The organism is Butyrivibrio sp. AE2015 (assembly GCF_000420825.1).
Lineage (GTDB): Bacteria > Bacillota > Clostridia > Lachnospirales > Lachnospiraceae > Butyrivibrio.
Map to the genome: position 1 here is coordinate 97,537 of NZ_ATVR01000001.1, position 19,482 is coordinate 117,018.

The following is a 19,482-nucleotide window of genomic DNA, read 5'->3' on the forward strand; positions in this document are numbered from 1 at the left end:
GTTTAATTCAATACCGTTACTATCGGAAGGTGCCGAACTGTATATATATCAAACAGTGAGGTACCTTTATTATTTATGTGAAGAGAATGCAAGGGAAACAATTTCTAACACAAAGAGAAGGAGAATAAGAGATGAGAGATACTATTGAAAAAATGAAGGAGATTTTTGAGAACGAAACTCTTCTTAAGGAGATGCTTTCGAACGAGAAGCCGGAGGATGCCCAGAATTGGCTCTCTGAACATGGGGTGGAGTTGAGTCTTGATCAAATTGAGACCTTGGGAGATAGCTTGAAAAAGGTAGCAAGTGGAGAAATAACGAAAGAACAGCTTGAGAGTGCAGCCAACGGGGAACTTTCAGAGGATGATCTTGAAGAGGTTTCCGGTGGATTCTCGGCACTAGAATGGGGGGGCGCGCTTGGTTTTACTGGCGTAACAATGGCGCCTTTTGCAGTCTGCCTTGCAGCAACACTTATGTGGTAAATATATGAGGACTTTGGCGGATAATCAAACTTTTTGAGGGTTTGCCAAGCGTTTTGAGGGTCTGACTTGAGGGTCAGAGTTCTAGGTCTATTTTCCTGCTTATCCAACATCCCATATATAACTTTTTCCCTCCGTAATATGTGATTTACTAACCTTTGTTGCTTACCGCGGGATATAAGCCATGCATGAACTCGGAAGCAAAGCTTCCTTCGTCGCGGGCTGGCGCCCTATAAAAAAAGATACATAAAAGCTCTTTAGTGAGTAAACTCCCATTGAGCTTTTATGTATCTTTTTGCATGGCTTGTAGCCTTCACGAATGTTCCCGATGCGATTCGAACGCACGACCTTCCGCTTAGGAGGCGGACGCTCTATCCTGCTGAGCTACGGAAACATGCACAAATAATATTAACATAAAGATATTTGTTATTCAAGTGCGTTGGCTAAGTATAAAAAGCGCTTTACTGAGCTAATATAGATACGTAAAATATATTATGATATTTTGAATGAGAAAATGGAAAGTCGCATTAGACTAAAATAATCCAATAATTAATGAACATCAGAAAAAGCAGCATGGATAATAAGAAAAGAGCAAAGAAAATAATAATATCAATTCTTACAGGAGCAGTAATGCTCCTTATTTCGTCGTGTGGAAATAGTAAAAGACAAGAACAGATAGATTATATCTCTGAAAAATACAGTGTTTCTGAAGAAAATCAGCTTATAGTCTATACTTCCCATAAAGAAGAAGTGTACCTTCCAATAATCAGAGAATTTGAGAACAGAACCGGGATATGGGTTGAGGTGCACGCCGGCGGAACAGCAGAAATGATGCAGCAGGCAAAAGAAGCATCTGAAAAAAGCGAATGTGACGTCATGTTTGGTGGCGGAATAGAAAGCTATGAAGCGCAAAAAGATATCTTTTTACCATATAAAACCAGTGAAGTTCAGTATCTGGACAAGGCCTATGTGTCAGAAGAAGGGGCATGGACTGCGTTTACAGAGCTTCCAATAGTATTTATCTATAACAGGAAACTGGTATCCTCATCTGAAGCGCCAAGATCGTGGAAAGATCTCTTTGATGAAAAATGGAAAGGCAAAATTGCCTATGCAGATCTTAATAATTCAGGGACAAGCTTTACCATTATCTCAACTATGGAGCAGCTTTTCCACGAATCTTACGAAGCATTACTTCCAAGGTTTTATGAGCAGCTTGATGGAAATATCTTGAAATCATCAGGAGACATCATACCTGAAGTTTCTGATGGCGACTGCCTTGTAGGAATAACTCTGGAAGAAACAGCAAAAAAATACATTGAGCTCGGCTATGAGATTTCTATCATATATCCAAACGATGGGACAAGCGCAGTTCCTGATGGTTGTGCCATGCTAAAAAATGCCCCCCACAGCTACAATGCAGGAAAATTCATAGACTTTGTTGTTGGCTACGATACACAGCAATATGCCATGGACAATTTTTATAGAAGACCTGTTAGAACAGATGTAGAGCTTACTTCTAGTTATGGATCCATAAAAGAGATTTCATTTGATGTAAAAAAGTCAGCAGATGAAGAAACAAAAGTTTTTTCACTGTGGAATGAACTCACAAAGAAGGAGGACTGAAGATGAATCTGATAAGACAGTCCTTCAAAAGACAGCTCTTTGCAATACTGATGATAACCACTGTAATATTGGTAATCTGCGGTGGAATCCTTACTATACAGGGATTTCAGGCAAGGCTTACAGCTGATTATGAGAAAAGAGATATTGAGCAGAGCAGGATAATCAATACAAGACTCATAAATGACCTTGAGCAGGCAGAGCGTGCAGTGCAGGAGCTTTCAGAAAATGAAGTTATAATAAATGCCATTTCAAGGAAAAGGAACAATTCACTAAGTATTTATTCAGAGCTTTACGCAATTTCAAAGGATATTCGCGATTTTGCTGCTGTGGATATATATCAGGGAAGCAAGTGCATATTCAGCACTGCAACAAGTTCATTATCAAAAGAACTGCCATTAAACTATTCAGTGTTAAGAGAAGCGGCAGAGAAAGAATACAGTATCATTTTTTCTCTTGATCCGACATATTCATCAGAAAATGGCGCAGACATCCTCATAGCAAAAGAGATTAATGGAGAAGAAAATCAGGGATTTGTTGTAGTTAGGATTGAGCAGGAAGAAATAGAGTCAAGATTAAAAGACAGTATTAATGCCAAAGACGGATTTATGCTTACGGACAGATTTTTTAGACCCTATTGCCTTATTGGAACAGCCAAAGATGGTAAAGCCTTAGCACTTATAAGGAACAACCTCCTCAATAATACAGGCTATAACAGCAACATAATAGGAAACGTGTACATAAATGAAGTGGGAGAGACAGGACTTCTCAGCGTTTATATTACACCGCCGGTTCTTGGTGAATCCGCGGTAAAAGTAGGGTATCAGATACTGATATTTGAGGCAATAATAAGTATATTTATATGTCTTTTGGTGGCTTCAAGGCTGAGCGCATACTTTTCAAAACCAATAAATATATTGTCTTCCGGAATGAAGACCTTTAGAAAAGGTGACTTCGATACCAAGATTGAGCTCAACAGAGAAGATGAGTTTGAGCAGCTGGCAGTTGGATTTAACAAAATGACCTCGCAGCTTAAGCAGACCATAAATGAAAGAGTAAAAGCTGAGCGAACGATAAATGAGACCAGAATACAGATGATGCAGGCCCAGCTAAATCCGCACTTTTTGTATAACACTCTGGATACAATAAAATGGGTGGCAAAAGCAAACGGTGTTCCTGAAGTAGCAACAATGTCAGCTTCACTGGCTGGGATACTCAGGACCAGCATATCTGAGAAGCAGTTCTGCAAGCTGTCAAAAGAGCTGGAACTGATTCAGAATTATTGCGAGATACAAAAAATCCGATTCGATGACAAATTTGACATTACTATAGATGTGCCACAAGATGTGATGGATGCTATCATTCCTAAGCTTATCATGCAGCCGATAGTGGAAAATGCCATTATTCATGGAATGAACGAGACCGAAAACGGGCATATCTATGTAGCTGCCGTAAGAGATAAGAATGAAGAAAAAGATCTTTTGAAAATATCAATACAGGATGACGGAGTCGGAATAAGTGATGAGATGATGAAGGCACTTAACAACGACGATGTGGAGACATTAAAAGGCCATCTTGGGCTTAATAATGTAAATACAATTATCAGATTATATTATGGAAAAGAGTATGGAGTAATGGCAGTAAGACCTTCAGAAGGAGGCACTGTAATGATCATTACGCTTCCATATTCTGAAAAAGAACCGGAGCAGTAAAAATGACAAAAGTACTCATTGTAGACGATGAAAAATATGTGCGCTTGGGAATAAAAGCAGAGACAGACTGGACACTTATTGGATGCGAAGTAGTGGGCGAAGCTGCTAATGGAATAGAAGCTCTTGAAGTAGCAGAGAATACAAAGCCTGACCTTGTCATCTCAGATATCAGAATGCCTAAAATGGACGGAATAGAGCTGGCAGAAAAACTGATTGATAAGTATCCCGGGATAAAAGTTGTTTTCCTTACAGCCTATAATGAATTTGAATATGCCAGAAAAGCAATAAGGATTGGAGTCTCTGACTATATTTTAAAGCCATTCCAGGATGGCGAACTTGAGGGAGTGATCCAGAGACTATTGCACCTGCATCCCAATCTTCCGGCAAAAGAAATCGAGCTTGAAAATGAACTTATTTCCATAAAAGGGAAGGATGAAATTGCTAACAGGTACGTACAATCAGCTATTGAATATATTGAAAAGAACTACACAGATACGAACTTTAGTGTTGGAAAACTGGCAGAATCCTTAAGCGTAAGTGAAGGCCATATAAGCAGGCTTTTTAAATCTGAAACGGATAACAGTATAAATAACTATCTGACAAAATACAGAATAAAAAGAGCAATGGACTACTTAAAAGATATAAATATCAAAGTATATGAAGTTGCAGAGAAGGTAGGATATCAGGATATTGCCTATTTTTCTAATACATTCAAGAAACTGACAGGTAAGAACCCCTCTGATTATCAGGCAAAGGGACTTCAGTAAAACATATCAAAATATTACAAAAAATATCAGAATTGTCTTCTCAAAAAATTTATAAACAAATCATAAACTGTAATTACAAGCAAAGAACTGCCCGTAATTACAGTTTTTCTTTTTTATCGGGCTAATGTAAAAAGGAGGAAACGAAGTGAAAAAGAAGGTATTATCAACAATCTTAGCATTCTCAATGGTTGTATCAGCCCTTGCAGGATGCGGAAGCGCAGCATCAGGAACAACAGAAACAACTACAGACACACAGACTTCCGGAGAAACACAAACTCAGACACAGGAAGCAGCTCCTGCAGAGACACAGGCAGAGCCGGCAGCTGAGCTCACAGGAATTGATGCTATCATCGCTGAAGCAGAAACAATGACAATGGAAGAGCTTGCTGCAAAAGCCATTGAAGAATCAAACGGAAAGACATTCTATGGCGTTGGTAACTCCAGCCGTGGTAAGTCTGCACTTCCAGTATTTATCGAGTATTTACAGTCAATTGATCCATCATATTCCATGGAATTTGAATGGCAACAGCCAAAGAACAACAAGATCTTTGAGCAGCTTACATCTGATTCACTTAAGAGCGAAGGCACATTTGCAATGACTCTTATCCAGGATGGAAATCAGATCCAGACAAAGATGGTGGATACAGATATCTTAAAGACATTCGTACCTAAGGAATGGGCTGAAGCAAACGGAACAACTCCTGATGCTTTCTCAGGATTCCTTCCACTTCAGACACTTAATAAAGTATTCATGTACAACAACACAGGAAGCGCAACATTTACTAACTGTTGGGACTTTGTATATGAGGGTTCACATCCACTTTTCATGGGTGTTGATTCAGAAATCGTAGGAAAGAACTTCCTTATGATGCTCACAGAGGATAAGTATGCAACATGGCTTAAGGAAGCATATGACAAGCTTGATGATACAAAGAAAGCTTACTTTGAGCCTGTTATCAAAGAGATGCAGGCAGATGCCAGCGACCTTGGCCTTGGAGCAAATGGAGCATATGCTCTTGCATGGATTAAGCTCTGGGTTAACAACTACAACGAGCAGACTGATGACGGCCCTATCTGCAACACTCTTGTAGATGCTTCAGCTACAGATCAGTCAGGATTGTTAGTTTATTCAAAACTCCGCTCTGTTGAAGAGTCAGCTACAGTATCAGTAAATAACATCAACGTTGCTGCATATCAGGACGGCTATACAGGAATTGGCGGATATGGATATTGCCACTACCTCTTCCTTACAAAGAACAGCCCACTTCCTTGGACAGCATGTGCATTCATCGCATTCATGACATGTACTGAAGCCGGCTTTGAGCCTTGGGGAAAAGATATGGGTGGCTATTCAGCAAATCCTAACGTTGCAAAAGAAATCGAAGAAAAATTCCAGCACTCACAGGGTGGCGGAGATGAGTTCCCAGCTAAGAATGACAGAGGATATGACTGGTGGACAACCACAGGAGAACTCGTTCTTGAAGATCCTGCATACTGCTCAGATGTTTCATTTACAGTAGGTAGCTGGATCGACGTTCTTGATCACTACGCACCAGGCGAATAAGAATAATACAAGTGACGAAAGTACAGATGCGTTCATGCTTGCATGAAACGCATTTGTACTTTACACCACCGATATATTGGATGATTTAGAAAGGAATGCAAAAATGGAGGCAATCGCAAAACCAGACAAAAGTGCGATTTTTAAAAATAAAGTAAAGACATGGTTTTCCCAACCTCAGAACATAATACTTTTGCTGTTTGGGATTGTTCTTACCTTTAGTACTGTCGCACCAATCGTTGCAATAGTAAAAGACACTTTTGCTATTCATCCCGGTACAATAGATCAGCATCTTACCGGCAGAACAACGGGATATACAGTAGTAAACTATATAGATCTTTTTACCAGCAGACTTGCTGTAACAAATCTCTGGAAACCATTATTAAATACAATCATCTTATCTGTACTTACATGTTTCATATCAATACTGTTCGGTGGACTCTTCGCGTTTTTGGTAACCAGAACAGATATGAAATTTAAAAAGTATTTAAGTTCAATCTTTATTTTTCCATACATCATGCCGCAGTGGACTTTGGCTGTTGTGTGGCAGCATATGTTTTATTCAAATAGAGTTACCGGAACATCAGATGGTCTTCTTGCAGCAATATTCCAGATTTATTTTCCTCACTGGTGGTGCCAGGGTGTATTTCCAAGTGCAGTAGTTCTTGGCCTTCACTACGCACCCTTTGCCTATATTCTTATAGGCGGAATATTTAAGAATATGGATGCCAATCTGGAAGAAGCAGCAACAATTCTTGATACTCCCAAGTGGAAGATCATGTTCAAGGTAACACTTCCAATGATCAAACCAGCTATTCTTTCAACGATACTTTTAGTATTTGGAAGCGCAATGGGAAGCTACCCGGTACCTCATTACCTGAGCCTTACAACACTTTCTACCAAGTACATATCAATGAACAGCAAATACACTGGTGAAGCCAGTATCCTTGCAATCATCATGATGGTATTTGGAGTGCTCATTTTAGGCCTAAACCAGATGAGTTTAAAGAGCAGGAAAAATTACACAACAGTTACGGGTAAATCAGGACAGCTCACCAAGCTAACAATTGGAAAGATTGGAAAATATCTTGTAGGAATAATCTTTATAATAATCACATTCTTTACGAGCATATGGCCAATAGTTCTTTTTGCCCTGGAAACATTCCTTCCAAACCCAGGAGATTACAGCTTCCTGTACACAGGAAACCTGGCACACCTCACAACAAAGTGGTGGGTAACTAACGAAAACATTACAGAAAACGGCATGTATGGACAGTCCGGAATCCTCTACAACAAGACCATATGGCATGCGTTCTTTGGAACACTGTTCCTGGCAGTTGTATGCGCACTTATTGCAGGAACCATCGGAACTCTTATCGGTTATGCCGTTGCTAAAAAGAGAAGAAATAAGTGGGCAAACTACGTGAACAATGTAGCATTCCTCCCATATCTTATGCCTTCAATCGCAGTTGGAGCAGCATTCTTTATCCTGTTTTCCAACGAGCACATAAATCTGTTTAACACATATACACTCCTGATAATTGCAGGTGTAGTAAAATACATACCATTTGCTTCAAGAAGCTCCCTTAATTCCATGCTTCAGATAAGCAACGAGCTGGAAGAGGCGGCAATTATCATGAACACACCATGGATAAAGAGAATGACAAGGATCATCATTCCAATTCAGAAGTCATCAATTATCAGCGGATATCTTCTTCCGTTTATGACATGCCTTCGTGAATTGTCCTTGTTCCTTCTTCTTTGTACACAGGGATTCATCCTTTCAACAACACTTGATTATTTTGATGAGATGGGACTTTATGCATTCTCAAGCGCAATAAACCTGATACTTATCGTTACAATTCTTGTATTTAATACATTAGTAAACAAGCTCACAGGCGCCAGCCTTGACAGCGGCATAGGAGGAAAGTGATCATGCCAGAAATAGTTTTAGAAAACATAACAAAGCGTTGGGGTAAATTCTTTGGCGTTGATAACGTAAGCTTCAATATTCCCAATAATTCTTTTATCACACTCTTAGGACCTTCAGGATGTGGAAAGACAACAATCCTTCGAATGATCGCAGGACTTGAGACACCTACTGAAGGCAGGATCACAATCGGTGATAAAGTTGTATTTGATTCAAATGCAGGGATCAATGTGCCAGCCAACAAGAGACGAGTAGGATTTCTTTTTCAGAACTATGCGTTATGGCCTAACATGACAGTTTATGAAAATATCTCTTTTGGCCTTAAGAATATTCACGAAGAAATGCCGGTATTAGATGTTGAGGCAAAAAGAGCCGGAGACATCATAAGAGCTCTTCAGAACGGGACAAAGATAAAAGAAATTGTAGAAGAGTGCCGTGATAAAAATGGCAAGCTTGATGAAAACAAGGCATATGTAAAGCTTATTGATAATTACAGCCTTTCGATCTATACGGCAAAAGAGCTGTTTGCACTTGGAATCCATCAGTCCAATGACCCGGATACACAGGCTAAAGCCAAGGCAACTGAGTATGAGGCAAAACTTACTGAGATAAAAGAGAAGCTAAAAGGTGAAGGTAAAGAGCTCAACGAAAAGTTCCAGGTTACAAAAGATGGAAATGTAGTCATTGAAAATAGAAAGCTTACAAAAGAAGAAATAGATTCGAGAGTAAGAGCCTGCTCAAGAATAGTTAAGATCGGAATGTTCATGGACAGATATCCGGCAGAGCTTTCCGGTGGACAGCAGCAGAGAGTTGCAATAGCGAGGACTCTGGCTCCGGAGCCACAGGTTCTTTTCATGGATGAGCCTCTGTCAAACCTTGATGCAAAGCTCCGCCTGGAGATGAGATATGAGCTGCAAAGACTTCATGTGGAAACGGGTAGCACATTTGTATATGTTACTCATGACCAGATGGAAGCTATGACCCTTGCAACAAGAATATGCCTTGTAAGTAACGGTGTCCTACAGCAGTATGCAGCACCTCTCGATGTTTATAACAGACCTGCAAATCTCTTTGTAGCAGATTTTGTTGGAAATCCTTCAATGAACTTTGTAGATGGAAAAGGAAAGCAGCAGGAGGATGGCAGTGTTGTTCTTGATATTTTAGGAGAGCACAAGGCAAAATTTGTTCCAAATGAAAAGATTCTCTTATCTGACTGGAGAGCAGCAAGGGATAAAGAAGATGCTGATAAGCAGGAGTTTGAGCGCCAGAGACTTATGAAGAAAGGCGCTGTTGAAAAGAGCAACAAGGATGAAGTTTTCAAGTATCATGTTCAAAAGGTGGAAGAGCAGGACGAGAGTATCATGGACGAACCTGTTATCACTGATGAAGATTTTGTTCTTGGAATCAGACCGGAAGCAATTGATATCGAGCCAAGCGGAAAGATAAATACCAAGATATATGGTGCGATGCCTACAGGTATGGAATCTACCTTAAAGCTCAGAGTAGGAGAATTCCTTCTGACTAGCGTTATCTTCGGTAACTCAATTTATCTTATCGGACAGGATGCAAATATTGATATCAAGGGAAAAGACATTCTTTTATTCGACAGAAAGTCAGGAAAACTCATCACAGCAGGAACACTAGAAATAATGTAATATCAAAAGACCTCTCGCAAGGCGCGGGAGGTCTTATCTTGATGCTTTATGTTGTTTTTTCATTTCGTACATTCTTTTGTCTGCAAGTTCTATAAGAGATAGAAGAGAGGTGGTTTCGGAGTAAAGTGCATGTCCAACGGAAGCCTTTACTGAAAATTTGGCGCCATCCAGATTTCTAGGGCCATCAATGGCTCTGATGAAGCGCTTTTGAAGTAATTCTATCTCATCTTCTGACTGAAGTTGATGAAGTACAACAAATTCATCGCCCCCGTATCTAAATAGCACACAGTTATCAGATGCAGCAACGGTAAGGCTTTTACAGATCGACTGCAAAACAAGATTGCCATATTCATGCCCATAGTTATCATTTACAGCTTTAAAATCATCCAGATCTATCATGTACAAAACAAAATCAGTATGATTTTGTTTGTACTGCTCTTCATACTGGAGCACTATTTCGGTGTAAGCTCTGCGGTTCAAAACACCTGTGAGCTCATCTGTCTGCGAAAGAGCAGAGAGCCTTGTCTGTTCCTGAACAGCATCGGTAACATCCAAAAAATAACCAATAAGTCCTACAATCTTTCCGTCAGAAAAAAGAGGGCACTTGGAAGCTTTTATATTGCGAACTCTTCCCTGAACTATGCATTGTCCGGGGACGTTAAGTACAGATTCTCCGTTACCTATAACCCTGAGCTCAACATTTCTAAATGGCACAGGATCAATATGCCAACCCATGTCTTCATCAGTTTTACCGATTATTTCATCGACTGATTTTAGATTATAATAATCCAAAAACATCTGGTTGGCGCCAAGAAATCGTCTGTCTGTGTCCTTCCAGAAAATACCGGCAGGAATCAGAGTCATCAAGTTATTTAGTAAATCAGATTCACTAATATGTTCCATAGTCTTCTTATTTTTATCTGGAGAATTACCTACAATAGTTCAGATTAATTTTAGCATGGTAAAGGAGTGCAATTATAAAGAGATTATTACATCTTAATAAATAATCTCTTTAATATGACAAAAAAGGATACTAATTGAATATTTGTCTATGATAAAATTTAATAGGGTAGGCTAATAATTTCATATTTTTTTATAATGTTCGGAGGGCAAGCGATGGACAATTCTTTTCCACAGATAAAGACATTTTTCGGCTTTGGATGCATGAGACTTCCTATGAACGGTTCAGAAGTTGATATTGAGCAGTTCAAAGAAATGACCGATTATTTTATCGATAATGGATTCAACTATTTTGATACAGCACACGGGTATATTGATGGAAAGTCAGAGCTGGCAATAAAGGAGGCTCTTACCAGCAGATATCCGAGAGAGAAATATCTTTTAACAGATAAACTCACAGAACCCTATTTCCATAAGGAAGAAGATATAAGACCATTTTTCCAGAGTCAGCTTGATGCATGTGGCGTTGAGTATTTTGACTTCTACCTTATGCATGCTCAGAATGCTACGAATTTTGAGCACTTCAAAAAATGCAGAGCTTATGAGACAGCATTTGATCTTAAAAAAGAAGGAAAGATCAAGCATGTAGGTCTTTCATTCCATGATAAGCCAGAGGTTCTTGATAAAATACTTACTACATATCCTGACGTTGAGATCGTTCAGATTCAGTTGAACTATGTAGATTATGATGATGCTTCTGTTCAGAGCCGTAAGTGCCTTGAAGTGTGCAGAAAGCACGGCAAACCTGGTATTGTTATGGAGCCTGTAAAGGGCGGAAGCCTTATAAAGCTTCCGGAAGAGGCACAGAAAGTTTTTGATGAAATGCCATCCAAGCTTTCAAATGCAAGCTATGCTATCAGATTTGCTGCAAGCCAGGAGGGAATCCGTGTTGTACTTTCAGGTATGAGCGATATGGCGCAGATGAAAGACAACGTATCTTTCATGAAGGATTTCAAACCTCTTTCAGAGGAAGAGATGGGAGCAGTTGCCAAGGTAACAGCTATCTACAAAGGACTTGATATGATTCCTTGTACAGCATGTCATTATTGCGTAGAGGAAAATCATTGTCCGATGAACATTAAGATTCCTGAATTATTTGCATGTCTTAATACAAAAAATGTCTTCAATGACTGGAACCAGAAAATGTACTACGATCTTTTAACAACAGATGGTGCAGGCAAGGCAAGCGATTGTATAGAATGTGGTGGCTGCGAAAATGTATGTCCACAGCATTTAGAGATCAGAAGTCTTCTTAAAAAAGTTGCATCAGAATTTGAAAAATAATCTAAATAAGTTATAAGCAAAAAGAACTCCTTCCAATGTATGGCAAGGAGTTCTTTTTGCTTATATTTTAATCTGAAATTTCCTGATTGGCTTCTGTCAACGACTAAAAAGGAAACTCTGTAAAAAAATAATTGAAAAAGTGTATACTATACTTAATTGAAAAAGAAAATGGTATGTAACATCTGGGAGGGAAATATGGCAGATAAACCAATTGGAAGAAAGAAAAATGTAGGAACGGGCGGTTCCGGCGTTCATAGAAGAGGCGAAGCATTAGGAACAGGACCGGTTGGAAATCCTGATGGATACTCATCTTCAAATAAGACTCCGGGAGTTGGCACGCCTCAGAGATCAGGTGGCAGAAGCCCGCTGTTTATGATAATTGTCATTTTGATCCTTGTGCTTGGAGGAGGCGGAGGGCTGACTTCATTCCTTGGAGGTGGAGACAGCTATACAACTGAGGAAACTGTGCAGCCTGAGTTTAGCAATACATCAAGCCAGACTACGACAGGAAGCGGCGTATCCTCAACAAGTTCAACAGGATCAGCTTTGTCTACCCTTAGCCAGCTCTTTGGAGGATACAGTGCATATTCAGGTGGAAGCTCATCTTCAGCAGCCTGGAGCGAGCCCGCAAATACAGGGAAACTAAATACAGCTGTGGCTGAAAATGCACGCCCTAAGCGCACAACAATCCTTGGAGATGGCGAAGACGTCATCACTATCATGGTTTACATGTGTGGCGCGGATCTTGAATCCAGAAGCGCTATGGCGACAAAAGACATCCAGGAGATGATGGCAGCGAGCCTTGGAGAAAATATAAATCTCATCATCTATACCGGTGGAGCAAGGCAGTGGCAGAACAATGTGATCTCAAGTTCAACCAATCAGATCTATCAGGTAAAAAATGGGAAGCTGTCTCTTTTGCAGGATAATATAGGAAACCTTCCTATGACAAAGCCGTCGACACTTTCAAGCTTCATTAAGTGGGCAGCCGGCAATTTCCCTGCAAACAGATATGATCTTATTTTCTGGAATCATGGCGGCGGATCAACAGGTGGATACGGCTATGATGAGAAGTTTGCTTCTGCAGGTTCCATGTCTCTATCAGGGATAAATACAGCCCTTAAAGATGGCGGAGTTACGTTTGATTTCGTGGGATTTGATACATGCCTCATGGCGACTGTTGAAAATGCCCTTGTGGTCTCAAACTATGCGGATTATCTCGTTGCATCTGAAGAGACCGAGCCTGGCATTGGCTGGTATTACACAAACTGGCTCACGAAGCTGTCACAGAACACATCAATAGACACCCTTAGCATAGGAAAGAACATAATCGATGATTTTACAAATGCCTGTGCTCAGAACTGTCCCGGTCAGAAGACGACTCTTTCAATCATAGATCTTGCTGAGCTTTCACAGACAGTGCCAAAAGAGCTTGCCGATTTTTCAAAAGATACAACAGAGAAGATAAAGGGCAATGAATACAGAGAAGTTTCCACAGCCCGCAGCAGTTCAAGAGAATTTGCAGCATCATCCAAGATAGATCAGATAGACCTTGTGGACTTTGCAATCCGAATGGGAACAGATGAGTCTAAAGAACTTGCGGAGACTTTAAAGAGTGCTATCAAATACAACAGAACAAGCACAAATATGACAAATGCTTATGGCTTGTCCATTTACTTCCCTTATAAAAAAACATCAAAAGTCGATTCCATGGTGAGCACTTATGATGCGATAGGAATGGATGATGATTATGCAAAATGTATTCAGAACTTCGCATCCATGGAAGTAGCAGGTCAGGTCGCATCCGGCGGTACATCAAGTCCTGTTCCGTCACTTTTTGGCGAACTGTCTACTCAGGGAAGCGGAAGTGCATCCGCTGAGATGATAACGCAGCTTCTTACAACATTTTTATCAAGTGATTTCAGTAGCATAGATGGACTTACTTCCGGCAATACATCTTTCCTTGGAAAGAGCCTTGATGTTGAGCAGGCAGCGAACTACATCGCATCTAATCAGTTTGATGCATCGAAGCTTGTATGGACCAAAGCTTCAACTGGCGAAGACGCGATCAAGCTTTCAAAAGATCAGTGGCAACAGGTAAAAGATGTTACATATAAAACTTTCTATGATGATGGAGAAGGATATGTGGAGCTTGGCTGCGACAACGCTATAGAGATCGATGACAACGGATGCCTTCTTGCGCAGTCAGATAAGACATGGCTTTCTATCGATGACCAGATTGTGGCATATTATGTTATTGATGTTCAGGGAACAGAGGATAACTATGCCATCACTGGACGAGTTCCATGTTATCTTAATGGAGAGAGAACAAATCTTATCATCGTGTTTGATTCAAAAAATGAAGATGGCTATGTAGCAGGCGCCTGCAGCGATTATCAGAACGGAGAAACTGAAACTATCGCTAAAAATGCCACAGAACTTGTAGAAGGTGATAAGATAGACTTTGTTTGTGATTTTTACTCATATGATAAGACATTTAACGGTGCATATCTGCTTGGAGAAGAGATGACTGTGGAAGGACCTATGTCCGATATGGTCATTATGAACTTGCCTGTTGGAGAAGGAGATGTTCTTGAAACATACTGCTTCACTGATATTTTCGGGCAGACCTACTATTCACCAACAATAAAGTACTAAAGAACGGATAGTAATATGGAAGAAAAAACAAAAGATTTTCTTGCGGGGCGTGTAAGAGATCTTGCCACAAGGGCATATATGAACAACTTCGTCACTCACACAGATTTTTTGTCAGTCTCTGAGATTGCCATGTTTCATCAGATACTCTCAGCTGAGGGCGTATCGTCCAATGTCCATGAATATTGTGGTGCAAAGTATGTTATATACGGCGGATTTGATGAAGCTGAGAGGGCAATGATCTGTTTTTTGCCTGATTATATGGATGAAGAAACATTTCTAATGATGGAAAAAGGTGAATCATCTGTCTTAAGCTGCGTAAGGATACAGCCGGTAAATAAGAAGTTTGCTGATGACTTAAACCACAGAGATTATCTTGGGTCACTCATGAATCTTGGAATAGAACGAGATCAGCTCGGCGATATCTTAACCGGAGATGATGTGGCATACGTATTTGCAACTATGGATATCGCCCAGATGATCTGCAATGAGCTTATAAGGATAAAGCATACATCTGTAAAGTGTGAGATAGTTACATCGGATGAATGCACTATAAGACCAAAATTTGAGGAAGTAACAGGAAGTGTTGCATCAGAGAGAATTGATGCGATACTGGCTTTTGTTTATCACCTTTCAAGGTCAGAGGCCCAAAAGCTGATAGAAAGTGAGTCAGTGTTTATTGATGGCAGAACCGCATACAGCGGCGGATATGACCTAAAAGAAGGTTCAAGGGTCTCTGTCAGAGGTCATGGCAAATTCATATATTTGGGGATGCAGAACACCACAAGAAAAGGGAGACTATTCATTTCAGTAAATAAGTTCATATGATAGAAAAGGCTTTGAAAGAGATATCACTTTCAAAGCCTTTGTTTTAAATTATTATATTATGGTGTTGGTCTCTTTTTTGCCTTTTTCTGTTTGGCTTTCATGTCCTCGAGCTCATCCGGAGAAATGAATCTGCTGGTTTTGACAACAAAGAGCCGCCCGTTTTCAGCTTTTTTGATACGCACCTTAGCCTTCATATAGCCATGTTTATCGCAGGTTGCCACAGCGTAGTAGTGTTTGCCGTTTGGTGTGAACCACTTTATCTTTCTGCGGATATTTTTATGGCATATATAGCACTTGGTGCTCATGATCTCCATGTTTTCAAGGATATCTTCCTTGGTATCAAACTCTCTGGAGATGAACTTCTCATAGTTGTCAAAAACAATTTTGATCTCCTGCTTCCTGGTCTTTGGAGTGACGTACGTGTCAAAAGAAATTCTTTGTAAGATCCTTTCACTAAGAAGCTTGAAAATCTCCGCAGTATAAGCCGCATCAGCCAAAGCCCTGTGGAATGGATAATCCAGATTTATGCCTTTTTCCTCTGCTGCTGTAGAAAGGGAAACACGAGATTTACCATCGTCAAAAGACAGGCTATAAAGCTTTTGAACATCATAAAATGCGAGCGGTCTGTCAGAGAGAAGAGGAAGTCCAAAGAAATCCAGATTGCACTGGAACTCCCTAAGGTCAAGTGGCCCCCAGCTACAGAACTTAGGATCTTCACCGCACCATTCCAAGAAATCTCTCGCAGCATCCTGAAAAAGATCACCATTTTCAAGATCTTCCATAGAAAGATGGATGAGCTTTCCCGTTATCTTGTGCATCTGAGTGTGAACCTGAGGCTTTATAAGTCGTGTAAACTCACCGATCTTCTGTCTTTTTTCATTTAGTTTTATGGCACCGATCTCAACAATCTCAAAATTTAAAGTCTTACCATTTGAGACGGCCGGAGCTTCACCTTGATTCCATTCAAGGTCAAAAACAATATAATTACTCATAAAAAGTCTCTTTCAGTTTATTTCAAAAGAATCTGTCAAGCCATGTTGTGGCAAGGTCGATCCATGGGGCTGCTGAAGGAACATCTTCATTGCCTCCATTGCTGAGAGTGAGCTTATTTGCCAGTGAGAGTCCATGTCCACCTTCAGGGAAAATGTGAAGTTCAGTGTTGATATTCTGCTCTTTAAGTGCAGTAGCAAATAAAAGAGAGTTTTCAACAGGAACGCTGCCATCAGTGAAGGTGTGCCATATAAATGTCTTTGGAACATCACTGTTTACCTGATTCTCAAGTGACATGTCTTCCTTCATATATTCATATCGGTCACCAAGAAGATTCTCAATAGAACCTCTGTGAGCGAATTTGCCTGAAGTAATTACAGGATAGCAGAGCATAAGTCCGTTTGGACGAAGCTTTTCTTTTGAAGAGTCTTTAGTATCACCAAGAAGAGCCTTGGAAACAAAATCTCTTTTCCACATACAAGCATAGCTTGCGGCAAGATGTCCACCGGCTGAACAGCCTTCGATTATGATCGCATTCTCATCTACTTCCCATTCTTTAGCATTTTCTCTGATTGTGAGGATTGATCTTCCAAGTTCTAAAAGAGAAGTAGGATAGACTGCAGGTGCACATGAATACCTGAGTATAGCTACGTTTAAGCCTTTTGCCATAAATGCAAAAGCAAGTGGTTCAGCCTCTCTGTCTGATGTATATGCATAAGCGCCACCGGGACATAAAAGGATAAGTGGCCTTTTGCTAATGCTTAATGACTCAGATGGTTCCTGGATATAAACATTGAGTTTTGCATAATCCAAAGAACCCTCTTCAGAAATTCTAAATTCTTTATAAATCATCTAAAAATACCCCCAATACTAAGCTCTTTCCTATAAACTATAAAATGAAGAAAAAATATTTGCAATAGGTATTGACATTTTAGATTGTGCACAATATAATCTTATCAAACATGAACGCAATTAAATTTTATATAACCGAAAAATTGGAGGTATAAACATGGGATTCTACGATTATTCAGTAACAGACAACCAGGGCAACGAAGTTAAGCTTGATCAGTTTAAGGGCAAGGTAGTACTTGTAGTTAACACAGCTACAGGATGCGGCTTCACACCTCACTATAAGGACATCGAAGAGATGTATGAAAAGTTCCATGACCAGGGATTTGAAGTTCTTGATATCCCTTGCAATCAGTTTGCAGGTCAGACTCCAGGAACAGATGAAGAGATTCATGAGTTCTGCCAGCTTCATTACAACACAAAGTTCCCACAGATGACAAAGTCAGATGTCAATGGTGAGAACCAGCTTCCACTTTATAAGTTCCTCAAGGAGCAGAAAGGTTTCGAAGGATTTGGAAAAAGCCCTTCAGCTCTTGCAATGAGTGTAATGCTTAAGAAGATCGACAAGGATTACAAGAATAATCCTGATATCAAGTGGAACTTCACAAAGTTTGTAATTGATAGAGATGGAAATGTTGTTGCTCGTTTTGAGCCTACAGAGAAAATGGAAAATGTTGCTGCTTGTGTAGAGAAGCTCATATAATACATAAAAAAGCTGTGAAGGATGCAATCATTCTTCACAGCTTTTCTTATTAATTAAAATTTGATCTTTTTATTACTTTTGTTAAATTCTCGTTTTCTTCTATTGTAGCGGATCCTGTCACTCTTACTGATTCCCTTGCGGTTGCGAACAGTTTTCGAGGAAGAGGTTCCTATTATAGTCATGATCAGGACGAATACAGCAGCTATGATAAAGAGTATTTTTACATTTATATAGATAGGCTTTATCATTTGAGTATTTGTTTCATCGCTCTTTGCGGCAGCGTTTTCGGAATAGCAGATAATGGCATTTCCAATATCTACATCGTGGTAGGTGTAATTAACCTTTGCAATTCCTGTAGGATATGCATCTTTTTCCTCATCACTTAAGTCGTAGGTAACTTCATAATCAGCTTCAGTAATCTGAGAAGTTTTGGGAAGCACAATAACGCTGCTGTCATCAAGCTTTAGGATGGTTCCTGATCTGCCGAAAACATCGTGATCTGATTCAAAGAAAAGCGAGTCATCCGGCATATAGCGGGTTTCTTCATCTGCAACATTAACCAGGTGGAAGTTATTAAATGCATAATCAAAAAGAGTAACCGTATCTGTAAACTGTGTCGGGGACTCCTCCATGAATACAACGCAAATGAGCTTCATTCCATTTTTTTCTGCGCAGGTCACAAGAGTCTCACGGGCCTGATCTGTATATCCGGTCTTACCGCCCACAATGCCATCGTATGCTATCTCACCTGTAATAAGTTTATGCTTGTTATTCAGGTAAAAGTCATCGGGCTGAGTAGCAGAAGGCTCGAAGTGATATCTTGGCGTATTTCCAACTTTACATAAAAGTTCATTATTAAAGAACTCTTTTGAGATAAGGGCAAGGTCATAAACGCTGGTGTAGTGATTATCGTCCTGTAGTCCGTTAGTGTTGGCAAAATGAGTGTTGGTGCAGCCAAGGCTCTTTGCCGTATCATTCATGAGTTTTACAAAATCATCTATGCTGCCGCTTACGTGCTCTGCAACGGCGTTGGCAACTTCATTGGCACTACCGACCATTATTCCGTAGAGCGCCTGCTCCAAAGTGATGGACTGACCAACATCCATTCCTATACTTGAACCGTCGTTTGGAACGCTGAAAACAGCATCGTTTGAGAAGGTAATATTATCGCTCAGACTTGCATTTTCAGCAGCCAAAAGACATGTCATTATCTTGGTAGTACTTGCAGGATAAAGCTCTTCGTGAATATTTTTTGCGTAGAGGATAGTGCCTGTCTCGGCTTCCATTACAATTGCAGACTCAGCAGAAACTTCAGGCCCCTCAGGCCAGTTTGCAATGTCATTACTCTGAATTGGAAGTGCTTTTCTTTCCTGGGCAAGGGCGGCATAATCAACTGTTTCTGCGTGAGCACTTATAGAAAGAGATGTAACAGTTAGCAAAAAAGCTATCGCGCAAAGAAAACTCTTATATATGAAATTGTTTCTTTTCCTAT

At 40.1% G+C, this 19,482-nt stretch carries 15 protein-coding genes and 1 tRNA gene; 11 read left to right on the forward strand and 5 right to left on the reverse strand.

The window, feature by feature from the left end; genetic code table 11:
* Positions 1–131: 131 nt before the first annotated feature.
* On the forward strand, positions 132–479 hold the full coding sequence (locus G585_RS0100465; protein WP_022772208.1) for a hypothetical protein: 348 nt from the start codon (positions 132–134) through the stop codon (positions 477–479).
* A 317-nt stretch (positions 480–796) separates the two neighbouring features.
* Here G585_RS0100465 and G585_RS0100470 read toward each other — a convergent pair.
* Positions 797–870 (reverse strand) — tRNA-Arg (locus G585_RS0100470).
* A gap of 179 nt (positions 871–1,049) precedes the next feature.
* Here G585_RS0100470 and G585_RS0100475 point away from each other — a divergent pair.
* The 6 genes from G585_RS0100475 (at position 1,050) to G585_RS0100500 (ending at position 9,721) form a co-directional block, all read left to right on the forward strand.
* Positions 1,050–2,099, forward strand: a complete 1,050-nt coding sequence (locus G585_RS0100475; protein ID WP_026663693.1) for an extracellular solute-binding protein — start codon at positions 1,050–1,052, stop codon at positions 2,097–2,099.
* Positions 2,100–2,101: 2 nt separating this feature from the next.
* A complete protein-coding gene (locus G585_RS0100480; protein ID WP_022772211.1) occupies positions 2,102–3,808 on the forward strand; it encodes a sensor histidine kinase in 1,707 nt (568 codons plus the stop codon).
* A gap of 2 nt (positions 3,809–3,810) precedes the next feature.
* Positions 3,811–4,575 (forward strand): response regulator transcription factor, encoded by a 765-nt coding sequence (locus tag G585_RS0100485; RefSeq protein ID WP_022772212.1) that lies wholly within the window; start codon positions 3,811–3,813, stop codon positions 4,573–4,575.
* A 145-nt stretch (positions 4,576–4,720) separates the two neighbouring features.
* Entirely contained in the window at positions 4,721–6,139 is a 1,419-nt protein-coding gene (locus G585_RS0100490) for a hypothetical protein (RefSeq protein WP_022772214.1), read from the forward strand.
* A 103-nt stretch (positions 6,140–6,242) separates the two neighbouring features.
* The gene (locus G585_RS0100495; RefSeq protein ID WP_022772215.1) at positions 6,243–8,069 is read left to right on the forward strand and encodes an ABC transporter permease; all 1,827 of its coding nucleotides are present in this window, start codon (positions 6,243–6,245) and stop codon (positions 8,067–8,069) included.
* 2 nt (positions 8,070–8,071) lie between these two features.
* Positions 8,072–9,721, forward strand: coding sequence for an ATP-binding cassette domain-containing protein (locus tag G585_RS0100500; RefSeq protein WP_022772216.1), 1,650 nt, complete (start codon positions 8,072–8,074; stop codon positions 9,719–9,721).
* Between the two features lie 33 nt (positions 9,722–9,754).
* Here the strand turns inward: G585_RS0100500 and G585_RS0100505 are convergent, their stop codons facing one another.
* A complete protein-coding gene (locus G585_RS0100505; RefSeq protein WP_022772218.1) occupies positions 9,755–10,624 on the reverse strand; it encodes a sensor domain-containing diguanylate cyclase in 870 nt (289 codons plus the stop codon).
* A gap of 213 nt (positions 10,625–10,837) precedes the next feature.
* On the opposite strand from G585_RS0100505, the gene G585_RS0100510 reads away from it, so the two are divergent.
* The 3 genes from G585_RS0100510 to G585_RS0100520 all read left to right on the forward strand — a co-directional run bounded on the left by G585_RS0100510 (position 10,838) and on the right by G585_RS0100520 (position 15,448).
* Positions 10,838–11,965, forward strand: coding sequence for an aldo/keto reductase (locus tag G585_RS0100510; RefSeq protein ID WP_022772219.1), 1,128 nt, complete (start codon positions 10,838–10,840; stop codon positions 11,963–11,965).
* Positions 11,966–12,160: 195 nt separating this feature from the next.
* Positions 12,161–14,623: a clostripain-related cysteine peptidase gene (locus G585_RS0100515; RefSeq protein ID WP_022772220.1), complete on the forward strand. Its 2,463-nt coding sequence runs from the start codon at positions 12,161–12,163 to the stop codon at positions 14,621–14,623.
* Positions 14,624–14,638: 15 nt separating this feature from the next.
* A complete protein-coding gene (locus tag G585_RS0100520; RefSeq protein WP_022772222.1) occupies positions 14,639–15,448 on the forward strand; it encodes a YlmH/Sll1252 family protein in 810 nt (269 codons plus the stop codon).
* Between the two features lie 56 nt (positions 15,449–15,504).
* Here the strand turns inward: G585_RS0100520 and G585_RS0100525 are convergent, their stop codons facing one another.
* Together G585_RS0100525 and G585_RS0100530 are read right to left on the reverse strand one after the other, a co-directional pair.
* Positions 15,505–16,440: a 3'-5' exonuclease gene (locus G585_RS0100525; protein WP_022772223.1), complete on the reverse strand. Its 936-nt coding sequence runs from the start codon at positions 16,438–16,440 to the stop codon at positions 15,505–15,507.
* Between the two features lie 22 nt (positions 16,441–16,462).
* On the reverse strand, positions 16,463–17,290 hold the full coding sequence (locus tag G585_RS0100530) for an alpha/beta hydrolase (protein ID WP_022772224.1): 828 nt from the start codon (positions 17,288–17,290) through the stop codon (positions 16,463–16,465).
* Between the two features lie 157 nt (positions 17,291–17,447).
* On the opposite strand from G585_RS0100530, the gene G585_RS0100535 reads away from it, so the two are divergent.
* Entirely contained in the window at positions 17,448–17,990 is a 543-nt protein-coding gene (locus G585_RS0100535; protein ID WP_022772226.1) for a glutathione peroxidase, read from the forward strand.
* Positions 17,991–18,043: 53 nt separating this feature from the next.
* Here G585_RS0100535 and G585_RS0100540 read toward each other — a convergent pair whose 3' ends face one another.
* Positions 18,044–19,429: a D-alanyl-D-alanine carboxypeptidase family protein gene (locus tag G585_RS0100540; RefSeq protein WP_022772227.1), complete on the reverse strand. Its 1,386-nt coding sequence runs from the start codon at positions 19,427–19,429 to the stop codon at positions 18,044–18,046.
* Positions 19,430–19,482: the final 53 nt, after the last annotated feature.

Bases quoted from the DNA above. Each gene is read 5' to 3' on its own strand.
- G585_RS0100525 (WP_022772223.1), bottom strand. From the start codon at position 16,440: ATGAGTAATTATATTGTTTTTGACCTTGAATGGAATCAAGGTGAAGCT.
- G585_RS0100515 (WP_022772220.1), top strand. From the start codon at position 12,161: ATGGCAGATAAACCAATTGGAAGAAAGAAAAATGTAGGAACGGGCGGT.
- G585_RS0100465 (WP_022772208.1), top strand. From the start codon at position 132: ATGAGAGATACTATTGAAAAAATGAAGGAGATTTTTGAGAACGAAACT.
- G585_RS0100505 (WP_022772218.1), bottom strand. From the start codon at position 10,624: ATGGAACATATTAGTGAATCTGATTTACTAAATAACTTGATGACTCTG.
- G585_RS0100520 (WP_022772222.1), top strand. From the start codon at position 14,639: ATGGAAGAAAAAACAAAAGATTTTCTTGCGGGGCGTGTAAGAGATCTT.
- G585_RS0100480 (WP_022772211.1), top strand. From the start codon at position 2,102: ATGAATCTGATAAGACAGTCCTTCAAAAGACAGCTCTTTGCAATACTG.
- G585_RS0100485 (WP_022772212.1), top strand. From the start codon at position 3,811: ATGACAAAAGTACTCATTGTAGACGATGAAAAATATGTGCGCTTGGGA.
- G585_RS0100535 (WP_022772226.1), top strand. From the start codon at position 17,448: ATGGGATTCTACGATTATTCAGTAACAGACAACCAGGGCAACGAAGTT.
- G585_RS0100495 (WP_022772215.1), top strand. From the start codon at position 6,243: ATGGAGGCAATCGCAAAACCAGACAAAAGTGCGATTTTTAAAAATAAA.
- G585_RS0100500 (WP_022772216.1), top strand. From the start codon at position 8,072: ATGCCAGAAATAGTTTTAGAAAACATAACAAAGCGTTGGGGTAAATTC.
- G585_RS0100475 (WP_026663693.1), top strand. From the start codon at position 1,050: ATGGATAATAAGAAAAGAGCAAAGAAAATAATAATATCAATTCTTACA.
- G585_RS0100530 (WP_022772224.1), bottom strand. From the start codon at position 17,290: ATGATTTATAAAGAATTTAGAATTTCTGAAGAGGGTTCTTTGGATTAT.
- G585_RS0100510 (WP_022772219.1), top strand. From the start codon at position 10,838: ATGGACAATTCTTTTCCACAGATAAAGACATTTTTCGGCTTTGGATGC.